The organism is Phaeocystidibacter luteus (assembly GCF_008933115.1).
Classification (GTDB): Bacteria; Bacteroidota; Bacteroidia; order Flavobacteriales; family Schleiferiaceae; genus Phaeocystidibacter; species Phaeocystidibacter luteus.
Genome location: NZ_WBVO01000007.1, coordinates 116,973 through 131,406, shown reverse-complemented (window position 1 = coordinate 131,406; position 14,434 = coordinate 116,973). Strand labels below are relative to the sequence as shown.

Annotated in this window: 12 protein-coding genes; 1 reads left to right on the top strand and 11 read right to left on the bottom strand. The window is 46.9% G+C overall.

Annotated elements, in window-relative coordinates:
• Positions 1-325: 325 nt before the first annotated feature.
• From F8C67_RS09695 to tamL, 6 genes are all read right to left on the bottom strand, one after another.
• Positions 326-1,189 carry a sigma-70 family RNA polymerase sigma factor gene (locus F8C67_RS09695; RefSeq protein ID WP_151667639.1) on the bottom strand — a complete coding sequence of 288 codons (864 nt, stop codon included), beginning with the start codon at positions 1,187-1,189 and terminating at the stop codon, positions 326-328.
• A gap of 53 nt (positions 1,190-1,242) precedes the next feature.
• Positions 1,243-3,381: a polyribonucleotide nucleotidyltransferase gene (locus F8C67_RS09690; protein WP_151667638.1), complete on the bottom strand. Its 2,139-nt coding sequence runs from the start codon at positions 3,379-3,381 to the stop codon at positions 1,243-1,245.
• Positions 3,382-3,466: 85 nt separating this feature from the next.
• Positions 3,467-3,736 carry a 30S ribosomal protein S15 gene (gene rpsO / locus F8C67_RS09685; protein WP_151667637.1) on the bottom strand — a complete coding sequence of 90 codons (270 nt, stop codon included), beginning with the start codon at positions 3,734-3,736 and terminating at the stop codon, positions 3,467-3,469.
• Positions 3,737-3,812: 76 nt separating this feature from the next.
• Positions 3,813-4,661, bottom strand: coding sequence for an acetyl-CoA carboxylase, carboxyltransferase subunit beta (accD, locus tag F8C67_RS09680; RefSeq protein WP_151667636.1), 849 nt, complete (start codon positions 4,659-4,661; stop codon positions 3,813-3,815).
• An 18-nt stretch (positions 4,662-4,679) separates the two neighbouring features.
• On the bottom strand, positions 4,680-5,738 hold the full coding sequence (locus F8C67_RS09675; RefSeq protein WP_151667635.1) for a class I fructose-bisphosphate aldolase: 1,059 nt from the start codon (positions 5,736-5,738) through the stop codon (positions 4,680-4,682).
• Between the two features lie 91 nt (positions 5,739-5,829).
• Positions 5,830-8,112 carry a translocation and assembly module lipoprotein TamL gene (gene tamL, locus F8C67_RS09670; RefSeq protein ID WP_170266427.1) on the bottom strand — a complete coding sequence of 761 codons (2,283 nt, stop codon included), beginning with the start codon at positions 8,110-8,112 and terminating at the stop codon, positions 5,830-5,832.
• 43 nt (positions 8,113-8,155) lie between these two features.
• Between tamL and F8C67_RS09665 the strand changes: the two genes are divergently transcribed.
• Positions 8,156-8,890, top strand: coding sequence for a TrmH family RNA methyltransferase (locus tag F8C67_RS09665; RefSeq protein ID WP_151667633.1), 735 nt, complete (start codon positions 8,156-8,158; stop codon positions 8,888-8,890).
• Here F8C67_RS09665 and F8C67_RS09660 read toward each other — a convergent pair.
• From F8C67_RS09660 to F8C67_RS09640, 5 genes are all read right to left on the bottom strand, one after another.
• Positions 8,877-9,788 carry a DMT family transporter gene (locus tag F8C67_RS09660; protein ID WP_223277547.1) on the bottom strand — a complete coding sequence of 304 codons (912 nt, stop codon included), beginning with the start codon at positions 9,786-9,788 and terminating at the stop codon, positions 8,877-8,879. The genes F8C67_RS09665 and F8C67_RS09660 overlap by 14 nt on opposite strands.
• Positions 9,788-10,492 carry a type IX secretion/gliding motility protein PorT/SprT gene (gene porT / locus F8C67_RS09655; RefSeq protein ID WP_151667632.1) on the bottom strand — a complete coding sequence of 235 codons (705 nt, stop codon included), beginning with the start codon at positions 10,490-10,492 and terminating at the stop codon, positions 9,788-9,790. The genes F8C67_RS09660 and porT overlap by 1 nt, the downstream gene beginning before the upstream one ends.
• A gap of 25 nt (positions 10,493-10,517) precedes the next feature.
• Complete coding sequence (gene ubiE / locus F8C67_RS09650; RefSeq protein ID WP_151667631.1) at positions 10,518-11,243, bottom strand: bifunctional demethylmenaquinone methyltransferase/2-methoxy-6-polyprenyl-1,4-benzoquinol methylase UbiE; 726 nt, start codon at positions 11,241-11,243, stop codon at positions 10,518-10,520.
• Positions 11,244-11,340: 97 nt separating this feature from the next.
• Positions 11,341-13,173, bottom strand: coding sequence for a TrkH family potassium uptake protein (locus tag F8C67_RS09645; protein WP_151667630.1), 1,833 nt, complete (start codon positions 13,171-13,173; stop codon positions 11,341-11,343).
• Position 13,174: 1 nt separating this feature from the next.
• A complete protein-coding gene (locus F8C67_RS09640) occupies positions 13,175-14,371 on the bottom strand; it encodes a pyridoxal phosphate-dependent aminotransferase (RefSeq protein ID WP_151667629.1) in 1,197 nt (398 codons plus the stop codon).
• Positions 14,372-14,434 lie beyond the last annotated feature (63 nt).

Here is a 14,434-nt window from a genome sequence, read left to right as displayed (position 1 = left end):
ATTTGGCTAACTCGCCGGCGATTGATTTTGTCAAAGTATATAGGGCATTTATTTTTTTGCGGTTTTGCGTGAATCACACAACACTCACCTCTCTGCGGACTCTCTCCATCACGCACTTCCTCATTTTCTCTGCGAGAAACCTCCGTGTCCCCTGTGACTCTGTAGCTTGCCCGCCTGCCGGCGGGTGAGGATTTCCCACCACGCTCTCCGCGACCTCTCTCCACCACGGAAAACTTATATTCTCCGCGAGAGAAAAAAACCCACCAACGAAAAAGCCCCACTCACCATACGGCGCGTGGGGCTTTCAAATTTCTCTTCTCGAGTATTACCCGAGGTAAGTCTTAAGAATTTTGCTTCGAGAAGTGTGCTTGAGTCGGCGGATAGCCTTCTCTTTGATTTGGCGCACACGCTCACGAGTGAGGTCAAATTTCTCACCGATTTCTTCGAGGGTCATTGGGTGTTGACCGTTAAGTCCGAAGTAGAGGCGAATCACGTCACCTTCACGCGGAGTGAGGGTGGCAAGTGAGCGCTCAATTTCGGTACGAAGTGAATCGTGCATGAGGTCCTCATCCGGGTTTGGTGAATCGGACGAATTCAATACGTCATACAAGTTGCTGTCTTCACCTTCAACAAGCGGTGCGTCCATTGAAACGTGACGACCCGAGTTACGCATGCTTTCTTTCACGTCGTTTTCGCCCATTTCGAGCATATCCGCGATTTCAGCAGCAGAAGGTGCGCGCTCATGCTCTTGTTCGAGTTGAGCGTAAGCCTTGTTGATTTTATTGATTGAGCCAATCTTGTTCAACGGCAAGCGAACGATACGAGATTGTTCTGCGAGAGCCTGGAGAATAGACTGACGAATCCACCAAACGGCGTATGAGATAAATTTGAAACCACGCGTTTCATCGAAACGTTGAGCGGCTTTAATCAAGCCGAGGTTTCCTTCATTAATGAGGTCAGGCAAAGTAAGACCTTGGTTTTGGTATTGCTTTGCAACTGAAACCACAAAACGAAGGTTAGCCTTGGTCAACTTTTCCAAGGCAATTTGGTCACCCGCCTTAATGCGCTGAGCGAGTTCCACCTCTTCCTCCGCGGTAATCAGTTCTACTTTACCGATTTCCTGAAGGTATTTATCTAGTGAGGCGGTCTCCCTATTGGTGACCTGCTTTGTGATTTTTAACTGTCTCATATGTCCTTTCGAATACTAGGAATTAATGGAACGATGAATTGGCAAAGATTGTTTTACTGCTTGTTCTCCTGTTTCTCAGGCTTCGGCAACAATGCTTTACGCGACAATTTCATCTTACCTTTCTCGTCCATCGCCAAAAGTTTCACCTGAACTTTGTCTCCTTCTTTGAAGACGTCAGTTACCTCTTCGATTCTCTTGTGATCGATTTCAGAGATGTGGAGTAGACCTTGTGTGTTGTGGCCAATTTCGATGAATGCACCGAAAGATTGGATTCCTTTAACAACACCTTCGTAAGTCTCTCCAACCGTCGGAACGAACGCGATGTCCTTGATACGACGGATTGCAAAATCCATACCCTCCTGATCGACTCCCGAGATTTCTACTTTTCCTTTTTCGCCTTCTTCCTCGATGGAGATAGTTGTTCCAGTTTCTTCTTGGAGAGCCTGGATCACTTTTCCACCAGGACCGATAACGGCGCCGATGAAGCTCTTCGGAATTTCTACTACTACGATCTTAGGAGCGTTGGCCTTAAGCTGCGTGCGTGGCTCGCTGATAGACTTCGTCATTTCTGTCATGATGTGAAGACGACCTTCGCGCGCTTGCGCTAGAGCTTCCTTCATCACCTGAGCAGAGATACCTGTAATCTTGAGGTCCATCTGACAAGCAGTGATACCATCGCGAGTACCGGTAACTTTAAAGTCCATATCACCGAGGTGGTCTTCATCACCGAGGATGTCAGACAAGATTTGGTACTTGCCAGTTTCCTTATCGGTAATCAATCCCATTGCGATACCAGATACAGGCTTCTTGATGTTGATACCTGCATCCATTAGAGAAAGTGTACCTGCACAAACCGTGGCCATAGATGAAGAACCGTTTGATTCAAGAATCTCAGATACAATGCGAATTGTATACGGAGAATCTGCAGGAATCATTTTCTTCAAAGCACGTTGTGCAAGGTTACCGTGACCAATTTCACGGCGGCTAGTGCCACGAATCGGACGAGCCTCTCCAGTTGAGAATGGAGGGAAGTTGTAGTGAAGGTAGAACTTCTCTTGTCCTACAAACGTAGCGTTGTCAATCTTGTTTACGTCGAGGCTAGTACCCAAAGTAACCGTGGTCAACGACTGAGTTTCACCTCTGGTGAAAATCGCTGAACCGTGTCCTCCTGGAAGGTAATCTACTTCTGTCCAGATTGGGCGAATCTCGGTGGTCTTACGACCGTCGAGACGGATACCGTTATCTAACAAGCAGTTACGAACCGCGTGGTACTGTGCGTCGTGGAAGTAAGTTTTGGCAAGACCAGCTTTTTCGGCTAGATCTTCCTCGCTCCAGTCGGCGATATATGCTTCGAATACCTCTTTGAAAGCGGCAGAACGCTCGTGCTTATTCGGGTTGCCTTGCTTGGCAATCTCGTAGCACTTGTCGTAAGTAGCTTTCATAACGGCTTCGCGAAGCTCCTCGTCGTGAGTTTCGTGGTTGTATTCACGCTTAGGTGAAGAAGCTGCAACTTTAGAAGCGAGTTCTTCCTGAGCGATACACTGATCGATGATAGCCTTGTGAGCAAACTCGATAGCTTCGAGCATTTCCTCCTCGCTAACTTCCTCCATCTCACCTTCAACCATCACGATGCTCTCTTTAGAACCACCGATCATCATTTCGATGTCGGCACGCTCTTTATCAGCTGGAGATGGGTTGATAACCAACTCGCCGTCGATACGTGCTACGCGCACTTCACCGATTGGGCCGTTGAATGGAATGTCAGAAATAGAGATTGCTGCAGAAGCTGCCAATCCAGCGAGTGAATCAGGAGCAACTTCAGGATCGAAAGAGATCAAGTTGATGATAACCTGAGTGTCGGCGTGATAATCTTTCGGGAAGATTGGGCGCAACACACGGTCAACCAAGCGCATGGTAAGGATTTCGTCGTCAGATGGACGTCCTTCACGCTTGATGAATCCGCCTGGGACACGGCCCGTAGCTGAGAACTTCTCACGGTATTCAACTGTGAGTGGAAGGAAATCTACGCCTTCCTTAGCGTCTTTGTTAGAAACTACGGTTGCGAGTAGCATCGTGCCACCCATTTTAACTACCACAGAACCATCGGCTTGACGAGCAAGCTTTCCAGTTTCGAGGGTAATTACTCGTCCGTCCGCGAGCTTAATCTCTTGCGTTGTTGGAGTAGGAATCATTTATTCGATTCAGTTACAATTATAAACTTCATTATACGCGAAAAGGCAATTCATTGAATTGCCTTTATCGCGGTACGCTTTCATCTTATTTACGAAGACCAAGCTTCTCAATAATTGCGCGGTAGCGCTGGATGTCATTTTTGTAGAGGTAGTTGAGCAATTTACGACGCTTACCTACAAGTGCTACTAGTGAACGCTCTGTGTTGAAATCCTTTCGGTTTTTCTTCAAGTGCTCTGTCAAGTGAGCGATTCTGTAAGTGAAGAGTGCAATTTGTCCTTCTGCTGAACCGGTGTCTTCTGCACCGTTTCCGTGCTCTGCGAAAATTTCGCGCTTCTTGTCATTAGTTAAATACATGCCTAAATCGCATTAAGATGTTATTGATGTATCGAAGGCGGCAAAGATAGCAAATTCTTTGACGCTGTGGCACTTGTTATAAATTTTGTGCCATTTTGATGAACTGGCTCATCTTCTTTTTCAAGTTCTTACGCTCAGTCACAAAATCCAAGAAGCCATGCTCTAGCAAAAACTCTGAAGTTTGGAATCCTTCAGGTAGGTCTTTACCAATGGTTTCTTTTACGACACGTGGACCGGCGAAGCCGATGAGTGCGCCAGGTTCAGCAATATTGATATCACCTAACATTGCGAAACTTGCAGTAACACCACCCGTTGTTGGGTCGGTAAGCAACGATATGTATGGCAACCCAGCTTTGTCGAGCAGTGTCAACTTTGCCGAGGTCTTCGCCATCTGCATTAGCGAGAAGGCTGCCTCCATCATACGCGCTCCACCAGATTTGCTAATCATGATGAACGGCTGCTTGTTCTTCAGTGCGTGATCAATCGCTCTCGCAATTTTTTCACCCACAACAGAGCCCATCGAACCTCCAATGAAGCGGAAATTCATGGCCGCAATAGTTACGGGGATGCCATTCATCTTACCATGACCTGTAGTCACGGCATCTTTCAAACCTGATTTCTTTTTTCCTTGCTCTAGGCGGTCAACGTACTTTTTCGTGTCCTCAAAATCCAACGGGTCTTTAGAAACCATGTTGGCATCGAGTTCTGTCCATTTTCCGTCGTCGAACAAGAAGCTGAAGTATTCTGCCGCATCAATCTTGTCGTGGTAACCACAGTTTCCACAAACCCAATGATTGTGCTGATGCTCTTCAACTGAAACAATCACCTTACACTTGGAGCATCTGTGCCACAAGCCTTCAGGTGTTTCTTTCTTATCCTGTGTTGAGGTGGTAATTCCCTCCTTATCTCTTTTGAACCAACCCATACGGTGTTCTTTTCTAGATTAGGCGATGGTAATTTCGTCGCTCAAATAAACGTCTTGTACAGTACGGAGCAATTCAACGCCTTCGTTCATCGGACGTTGGAATGCCTTTCTACCCAAGATCAAACCTTGACCTCCAGCGCGCTTGTTTACAACCGCAGTTGCAACCGCTTCAGCCAAATCACTTTCTCCACCCGATGCACCACCAGAGTTGATCAAACCAACGCGACCCATGTAGCAGTTAGCCACTTGGTAGCGTGTAAGGTCAATAGGATGGTCAGACGACAACTTAGAGTATACGTCTGGGTGAGTTTTACCAAAGTTGATGTTCGTGTATCCACCGTTGTTGGTAGGAAGCTTCTGCTTGATGATGTCCGCCTGGATAGTTACCCCAAGGTGGTTAGCTTGACCAGTAAGGTCGGCAGAAGTGTGGTAGTCAACTCCGTCTTTCTTGAAGCCACTGTTTCTGGTGTAGCACCATAGGATAGTAGCCATTCCCAATTCATGTGCTCTTTCGAATGCCTCCGCAACTTCTAAAAGTTGGCGACGAGATTCCTGAGCTCCGAAGTATACCGTAGCACCTACAGCTACAGCACCCATGTTCCAAGCATCTTCTACAGAGCCGTACATGGTTTGGTCGAATTGCGCTGGGTGAGACAAAAACTCATTGTGGTTGATCTTAACCACAAATGGAATCTTGTGTGCATATTTTCTAGCCACATTGCTCAATACACCGAAGGTAGAAGCAACGGCGTTGCACTCTGCCTCAACAGCTAGTTTCACAATGTTCTCTGGATCAAAATAAATGGGGTTTGGGGCGAATGAAGCAGCAGCACTGTGCTCAATTCCCTGGTCAACTGGAAGGATGCTCAAGTATCCAGACCCACCTAGACGTCCGCTTGAGTATAGTGTTTCCAAGCTGCGAAGCACCGGAATGCTTCTGTTGCTCTCCACAAACGTGCGGTCGATGAAGTCACCTCCGGGAAGGTGAATGCTGTCTTTAGAAATTGTTTTGCTCTCGTGATCGAGCAAGTAGCTTGCGTCTTTACCCAGTAGCTCCTGGATTTTAGCGTATGACATAGGTTCAGCTGTTTATTCTGTTCGTCATTAATTCCCGAAGGACAGTGACAAAATTATGACTTTTTGCCGGGGCGGAAAGGTAGTGGTTTTGTTAGAAAGGATAATTCAATGCGAAGTTATATGTGACAGTTTCCCATCGAAGACCATCCAACACGAATTGGTAACCTAGCGGTTCGCTTGGGTCCCAAACCTTTACACCGCCATCCAATCTCAACTGAAAGAAGCCGAAATCGTAGCGCAAACCAAAGCCCGTTCCCAAGGCAGAGCTTCGGAATAGCGTATTCCAGTTGAACTTAGCCGATTCAATTTGGGCTTCGGTCAATCCTTCGAAATCCTCCGGACGATAGTCGCGATTGAACAACCAAACGTTACCCGCGTCTGTGAACAACGCACCTTGAAGGCTTCCCGAAATAGGGAAACGGTACTCGAGGTTTACCATCAACTTAACTGGGGCTACCGCCGCGTAGTTTTGCTCATCGTAGATGGTGTTCGACAATTCACCTGGACCAAGTCGATAGGCAATCCACCCGCGGATGTCCTGCGAACCACCGGCGAGATAGTTCTTTTCAAATGGGGGCAAGAAGCGCGAGTTCCCATAGTTGTAGGTGACACCGGCAAAGACCCGAGCGACGAGCCTTGTATTTGGACTGGTCTTCAAGTAATGCCTAAAGTCAATATCGGCTCTAATGTATTGTGCATAAGGTACATCGAAGATTTTACGCTGCCCTGTTTCCGGGTCAACCTGGAAGTTGTCATCAACCAAACTGAGAAGATTACCCGATAATTCTAAAGATCCACGCGCAAATATTTTGGTAAGCCAAGTTGTCTCTGACAGAGGAGCGTAGGTTACGACTATTCTTGAGGATGATATAAATACGTCTTGAAACCCCGTTTTGAAGAATAGTGAATTCACATAGCTCGTGTCAAAATCTATCAAGTTGACGTAGTTGAATTCTGGAATGAAAACTTGAGCGCGCCAGTCCTCATCTAGCTGCGCTTGGAAACTCGCACCAAGCTTAAAGATTCGACGTGAGAATTCGACACGCGTTTGCTGACTCAACGACGTGTAGATACGTGTTGATGGTCTCCATTTCTTAGGGAATCGTTCTTGCCAGCTAACAGGAATCAGGAAGCGCGAGAAGGTAAGTCCAGCTTCTGCTCCAATTTCATAAGTGTTAAATAGTCCCGAGTTTTCCCGTGTGTTGAATTGAGCTTGAATACCACCTAGTAATGAAAGGTCCAAGATTTCACCTGCTCCAAATAAGTTTCGGTTCAGCCAACCAATATTTCCGGAAATACCATACTGACCAGAGGTGTTGGTGCCTTCAATTTGCGTGGTAAGAGTTCTTTTGGATCGTGGAGTGAGCTTGATGAACGCGGTCAGTGCATGCTCATTCGTATCCGATGCAGCAGTGAATTCAATTTCAGTAGCGCCGAATACACCTAAACTCGATAAATGCGAATAAGAATCCTTTATTACTTCCGCATTGAATTGCTCACCCGGACTAAAATGAATGGCTCTAGTGATGAGGTGTGGGTGGTAGGTCTGTTCATCCCGAATTAAGAAATCGCTCCCGTTGTAAAAGACGGTGTCGGAATAGTTCGCATTCGGATCCAAGTAATTGAAACCGTAATCCACATAAATATTTTCGATGGTGTAGCGCTCGTGTGGCACCGTGTACGTTGTGTCGAGCAGCCTAACAGGCCTGTCGAGCACCCTCAAAGTGAGTAATACCTTATGATCTCCCAGAGCTGTGTCGGCGCGAAACCGAATCCACTCACTACTGAAGCCAAAGAAACCGTCATTTCGAAATAGTCGTGCAAGACGGTCGCGCTCTTTTTCGAACTGATTTTCAGAGTAAGGGTCACCAATCCTAATGAGAGAATTGGCTGTGTCGCTAAGGACCAACTCTTGTATCAGGGGCGACGGAATTTCGTATTCCAGCTTGCCAATGGTGTATTGGGAACCTAGTTCGACGCGGTAATGTACGTCAACTGCCTTGCGTGGGGTGTCTATTTCAAGCTCGTAACTTGTTTTATTCAAAAAGTAACCCTTGTTGAAATAGTAGTAGCCGAGCTGGGTGCTTGTGCGTTCGGTTAGAGGAATACTCAATAAGGTTGGTGGTGTTCCTTGGTCGGAGACCCATCTAGAGAATCCAGAGGAATCGGTAGGCGTTCCCCAAGTGTAGACCCAGTTGGCAAACTTTGGGGCTGGCTTTTGCTTGACAATGTTGTTTACTGCAGATGGTGCATCTTTGCCATCCACGGTGATTTCGTTGTCATCCAGACGGTATTCACCTTCGGGAACCCACTTACCGAGATTACAAGCGCCGAGAAAAGCACTGAGAAGAATTAGCCCTATGTATCTTAGCACCGGGTTACCCATGAATTGAGTACAAAGTTAAACGGAACAGACCGTGATAAGCAAGAATGAATCCAAACGTATTCAACAACTGCAACTTAAGAAGTTCAGAACGAAGGAAAGTGCCTTTATTGCTGAAACTCCTAAGGTAGTTGAAGAGTTTCTCAAAGCTGGGTTCATTATCAAAAATTGGTTTGCCACAGAGGAATATTCCATCCCTTCTGGAATTCAAGCTCAACCTACAATTGTATCTGAGCGCGACTTAAAGTCGATTTCTCAACTTCAAACTCCGCATGGAACGCTTGCCGTATTCAGCATTCCCAAAGATATTTCAAAAGGAAGGGGGCCATTCATTCTTGCTCTCGATGGGGTTCGCGACCCCGGAAACATGGGGACAATTATTCGCCTAGCCGATTGGTTTAATGTGGATGACCTCTTGCTTTCGGAAGATTGCGTCGATATTTGGAATGGGAAAGTCGTGCAATCGAGCATGGGAAGCTTGGCACGTGTTGTTCCGCAAAGTGTCAACTTGGTTGAGGAGCTTCTCAAACTAAAAGGAGAAGGATACCGGGTAGCCATTGCCGATATGGATGGTGAGAACTATGCTGAAATGGATTGGAATCAGCCAACCGTTCTCGTGATGGGAAACGAAGGTGTTGGTCCAAGACCTGAGGTGTGCGAAATAGCTAACAGCATTGTAACTATACCACGTTTGAGAAGCGATGGAGCGGAAAGCCTGAACGTAGCGATGGCCACTGGGATTATTCTCGCCGAGGCTACGAGGCCTTAGGGCTCTTGCGAGGTTTGAAGAACAAGTTGAGCAACACCCCACCAATCACCAAGCCCATACCAGCAATGGTGATCCAACCATACGTTACGCCGAAGATGAAGTAGTCGAACGATAAGGCGAAAATGATTCCCAAGTACTTCATTCCAGCCAAACCGCTGAGTGAGCTCGATTGAAAAGCCTTGGTCATGTAAACTTGCGCGATCTGTGTAAGCACTCCCATCAATAGCAATAGGAGCCATTCCCGTCCGATAGGCATTACGAAATCTACAATGCCGGTGAGGCCCAAGAGTGCCATAATCGGGGTGGCGATGAGCGGGAAGTAGAATACCACAACTACGGGGTCGTCGGTTTTAGCCAGTTTGCCAATTGCGTTGTAGGCAAGTCCGGCAAAGACTGAACTTACAATTCCCAAGATCAAGTAAGTGGTGTCAATAGTTTCTTCAAAACCCCGGATAAGTGCAATCCCAGCAAAAGAAATCACGAAGAAGAGCCATTGGTACCCTTTCACAACTTCTTTGAGAAGCCAAGTAGCAAACAAGGCTGTGAAAATAGGGGAGAGGTATTGAATGACAATTGCGGCAGAGAGTGGCAGGTGTTGAAGGGTGTAGAAGAAGGACGTCAGTGCTGTAACTCCGAAGACGCCGCGGAGAACGAGCCATTTCCGATTGTTGCCAAGCGGTTTGAGTTTTCTCCTCGTGATGTACCATAGGCTAAGGCCGAGGGATACGACACTTCGGAAGAACACGAGTTCTGGCGCCGGTATTCTATTGCCGAGAAACTTGACTACGAGATTCATCAATGCAAATCCGATGACCGAAATGAGCATGAAGGTAACACCCCGACTTTTCGGGTTGCCAAGTAGACGGTCGCGGTAGTTCTTCGCGAAGTCGAAGTTCATTATTCGAAGGTAAGGCAGAAGAGCATGCCGCGAGTGTGAGTGCTCTCTAATCCAGACACTGGAACGGTGCCGTCAGGAATGGTCAGATCTTGGAATCCCCAAAAACCTTTGATTTGTGGAGAAAGCTTGAAATACTCGAAGTAAATATCCATCCCAATACCGAAGTCGTAACTGAGATCGCTTGAGTTGAGTTTGAAGATAAGGTCGTCTTCCAACTTTTCCTTAGAGGCCAAGTCGAAGGAATAGGTGAAACCAGCAAGCACGTACCAACGGTGGTTGTGGATTCGCTCGGTTTTGAACTTGAGTTCGAAGGGCGCTTGAACAAGTGAGCTTTCGATAATGCGCTCTTGTTCGGATCGAATTCCAGAGTATGGATCGATCATGTCGAAGTAAAGCTTGCGCTCCGTATTCACGAAGGAAGGAAGGAAACGAAGATTGAGGTGATGGCTCAACCTTAGGTCACTCACAATACCGATGCTGTAGCCTGGGCTAACTTCTGTGCGCACCCCGAAGAAGTCAGGAACCTTGGAGATATCCTCTTTCATGCGAAGTTGAAAGTCGTAGAAGTTCACACCTACGTAAAACCCGAAGTGCACTGGACGTTGATCGTACAGACGAAGGTTCTTGGTGCCGTTTTGCGCAAAGGCGCTGGACGAACCGAGGACGAGTAGAAGGAGTGTTATGAACTTAGATGCTTTCAACATGGGTGAGAACGACCTGAGTCTATTCTTATTTTGTAGCAGAATAAATTGTTGCTACGCCAAAGGTAACTTCTCTAGCGTTGGAATCAACAAACCCTAGCTTATTGAGCAGATTGATGAACCTCGTTCCGTATGGGAATGCATCCACTGATTCAGGTAAGTAAGTATATGCGGATTGGTCTTTGCTGACCAAGCGGCCGATAGTCGGCAGGATATACTTGAAGTAGAATCTATACACCTGCTTGAAAGGGAAACCAGTGGGCTGAGAGAACTCAAGCACAGCGATTCTGCCACCGGGTTTTACAACACGGTAGATTTCCTTTAGTCCGGCTTCTAGATTTTCAAAGTTGCGTACTCCAAAGGCTACAGTAATGGCGTCGAAACTATTGTCTTCAAAAGGCAAGTTTTCAGAATCGCCAAGTTGCAGTGCGATGCGTTCGCTCAGACCTTTCTTATCGATCTTTTCTCCTCCCACTTTCAACATTCCGGCAGAGATGTCTACACCGGTAATCTGAGTGTTTGGAATCTTTGAAAGGGCAATGGCAAGATCAGCTGTGCCCGTGGCGATGTCGAGAATAGTAGAAGGATTGTCTTTCGCGATGAGGCGAACAACCTTTTTTCTCCATCCTTTGTCGATGCCGAGTGAAAGAAGGTGATTGAGGAAGTCGTATCGAGCGGAGATATTGTCGAACATCTTCGCAACTTGCTCCTTCTTAGAGCCTTCCTCGGCGGCGTACGGCTTAACTTCTGCCATAGGTTCAATCTTGCGTTTTAATAAGCGGGTGCAAAGGTAGTTAAACGGGTGGAGTAGAAAGAATGTTCAAGAGATAATCCGCTTGGTTGCCAATGGATTAACCGACCATGAAGTTTGCCTTTGGGTACTTGTAGTCGTTCGACTCTTTCTTTCGGCTGCTCAATGCGAAAGCGAGCGTGATGGTTCCAATACGACCGATGAACATGGAAAGCATAATCACGGTGCGTCCTACACCCGATAATTCAGATGTGATTCCAGTTGACAATCCTACCGTACAGAAGGCGCTGACCTCTTCGAAGGCTATGCGAGCTAGACCGAGATGTGGGTCTGAAATACTCAAAACAAAAATGCCGACGAGAATTACGCTGACCGAGAACAGGAAAATGCTGAAAGCTCGATTTAGTAGTTCCCAAGGGATGGTTTGTTTGAAAATTTCAACCTTCTTTTTACCTCGAATGGTTGACCAAGCTGAGAGGAATACGAGGGCGAAGGTGGTTGTTTTGATACCGCCGCCGGTGGAGCCTGTGGATGCTCCAATGAACATCAAAAAGATGAAGAAAATGAGTACAGGTAGGGCTAAGGATCCGATATCTACGGTGTTGAATCCCGCCGTTCTCGTCGTGGCAGATTGGAAAATTGCCGTTATAATTTGACCGCCAATCGACTTATCGGCCATCGTTCCGTTAAACTCAAAAACAAAGAAAACAACGAACCCAAGTACGAGGAGCACACCTGTACTGTAGAGCGCAATTCTACTACCTACACTAAGTGTTTTCCACGGTTTTCGCATCCGCTCTCGAACCTGCCTAAGTGTGAATATGTCGCGGATGGTCCCAAAGCCAAGACCGCCGAAGATCACGATAATGGCAATGATGAGGTGCAGGAAGTAACTGTTTTGAATCGGCGCCTCCATCAATCCGTTTGTAAAGAGTGAGAATCCCGCATTGTTAAATGCTGAAATGGAGTGGAATATGGAGTAGAAGAGCCGTTGACCGAGAGAATCGAAATGCAAGTTTGCCCCCCAAAAGAAGAAGATCAAAATTGCGCCTAGTGCTTCGATTTGAAAGGTGAAGCGTATGATTTTTCGGAACAGTTCAGCACTAGAGGTGAGGCTTTCATTGGAATAGTTCGCCTGTATCAAGCTTTGGTGTCGGATGCCAATTCCCTTCTTTGTGAAGAGCGCAAAGAACGTAGCGAATGAAATGATGTTTAGACCTCCCAATTGGAAGAGCATCATGATGATAAACTGACCTTTGAAGCTGAAGTAGGTGGCTGTATCAACCACGATCAAACCTGTAACGCAGCTTGCAGAAATGCTCGTAAACAATGCATCACTGAAAGGCATAGACATGCCACTTGATGTCATCTCTGGCAGCATCAATAGGCCGGTTCCAATCAATATCAATATGATAAAAGAAATGGCCAGCAAGGCAGGTGGACTTAGCGATGCGAAGGGCAAGAAAGTACTCGCCTTTCCGAGTTCTAAGAACACGATGAGTAGGAAGTACCCTTGAATGAAGATCAGGAAGAATTGATCGAGGGCTTCGAGGCCCAGGAGCTCTCCGAAGAAACTCATTATTTCCGTGTCGAATATGTTAATCGACAGGATATTCAGGAAGAGAAAGGCCATCAGTATTCCCTCCCATTTCGTCTCTTTTAAGTGCTGAATAGGCGAGAAGGAGTACACGAACTCTAGGACGTACTTTAACAGATAGAACCCGATAGAGAACTTGATGATGAAGCCCACGACCACACGTTCTGGAATGGTGAGGTGAAAACCGTGAAAATAGATGAGTGCGAGGATGGTCAGTGAAGAAACAAGGACACCGGCAGTTCGAAGGTCGCGCAATACATTATCTCGGCTATCGAATAGTCGGATATTGATACGCTCACGAATAGCGTTGACACGTCTCTTCAGAGAGTCTGACATCTCAGCTTAGTTGGTTGATGGCGTTTTCGAGTCGGCGATGCGCTTCTTTCAAATCTTCTTCGGAAGCTGCATAGCTGAATCGAACGTGACCTGGCAGGCCAAAAGCCGAACCGGGAACACTACTAACATGTCCTTCGGTTAGGAAATACATGGAAAGGTCAAGGTCATTTTCAATCACCACATCGCCAAACTTCTTTCCGAGGAGTGCGGTGATGTCGGCAAACATATAGAAAGCGCCATCGGGATTACGAGTTACAAACCCCGGTAAGGTTCCAAATGTTTCAATCATGAGTTTGCGGCGACTTGCAAAAGCGTCGACCATGTATTGCACTTCGGAAGGTTTTGCTGCAACGGCAGCGATGGCTGCGCGTTGTGAAATACTGCTTGTTCCGCTGGTAAATTGACTTTGAATTTTATCGCAGGCTTTAGCGAGCCAAGCAGGACAACCCATATAACCGATTCGCCAACCGGTCATGGCGAAGCCCTTAGACAATCCATTCACCGTGGCTGTGCGGTCATACATACCTTCTATGGAAGCAATGCTTACATGGTCGGTGGTATATCTAATGTGCTCATAGATTTCATCGCTGATGATGAAAACATCCGGATGATTTCTCAGAACGGCCGCAATTCCTTCTAGGTCCTCCTGGGAGTACATCGCTCCGGAAGGGTTGTTAGGCGAAGAGAACACCATCAACTTTGTTTTTGGGGTGATGGCGGCCTCGAGTTGTTCTGGGGTAATTCTGAATCCTGATTCAACGGTGGTTGGGATGACTACGGGATTTCCTTCACAGAATTCGATCATTCCAACATAGCTAACCCAGTAGGGAGCGGGCACGATGACGTCGTCTCCTGGCTCAATTAGGCTGAGCATGAGGTTGGCAAGGGTTTGTTTTGCTCCGGTGGAAACTACGATTTGGTCGATGCCGTACTCAAGGTTATTGTCTCTTTTGAACTTTCCGGCAATCGCTTCTCGAAGGTCGTTGTAGCCGGGTACGGGCATGTAGTGACTGTAATTGTCGCGTATCCCTTGGATGGCTGCTTCCTTGATGAAATCTGGAGTGTCGAAATCTGGTTCGCCGAGACTTAGACTAATCACGTCGATGCCTTTGGCCGCGAGTTCGCGACTTTTCTTGGACATTTCGATGGTCATCGGTAGTTCCAACGCTTTTACGCGAGTGGAGAGTAAATCAGTCATAGTTGAATCAATGTAAGACACAAATGTAAAGGTTTTAAGATGTGCGACATCGCGTAAAGTGGC

Excerpts from the sequence above, each read along its gene's own strand:
- porT (WP_151667632.1), bottom strand. The coding sequence starts at position 10,492 with ATGTTGAAAGCATCTAAGTTCATAACACTCCTTCTACTCGTCCTCGGT.
- F8C67_RS09675 (WP_151667635.1), bottom strand. The coding sequence starts at position 5,738 with ATGTCATACGCTAAAATCCAGGAGCTACTGGGTAAAGACGCAAGCTAC.
- rpsO (WP_151667637.1), bottom strand. The coding sequence starts at position 3,736 with ATGTATTTAACTAATGACAAGAAGCGCGAAATTTTCGCAGAGCACGGA.
- F8C67_RS09660 (WP_223277547.1), bottom strand. The coding sequence starts at position 9,788 with ATGAACTTCGACTTCGCGAAGAACTACCGCGACCGTCTACTTGGCAAC.
- ubiE (WP_151667631.1), bottom strand. The coding sequence starts at position 11,243 with ATGGCAGAAGTTAAGCCGTACGCCGCCGAGGAAGGCTCTAAGAAGGAG.
- F8C67_RS09640 (WP_151667629.1), bottom strand. The coding sequence starts at position 14,371 with ATGACTGATTTACTCTCCACTCGCGTAAAAGCGTTGGAACTACCGATG.
- F8C67_RS09695 (WP_151667639.1), bottom strand. The coding sequence starts at position 1,189 with ATGAGACAGTTAAAAATCACAAAGCAGGTCACCAATAGGGAGACCGCC.
- F8C67_RS09645 (WP_151667630.1), bottom strand. The coding sequence starts at position 13,173 with ATGTCAGACTCTCTGAAGAGACGTGTCAACGCTATTCGTGAGCGTATC.
- F8C67_RS09690 (WP_151667638.1), bottom strand. The coding sequence starts at position 3,381 with ATGATTCCTACTCCAACAACGCAAGAGATTAAGCTCGCGGACGGACGA.
- accD (WP_151667636.1), bottom strand. The coding sequence starts at position 4,661 with ATGGGTTGGTTCAAAAGAGATAAGGAGGGAATTACCACCTCAACACAG.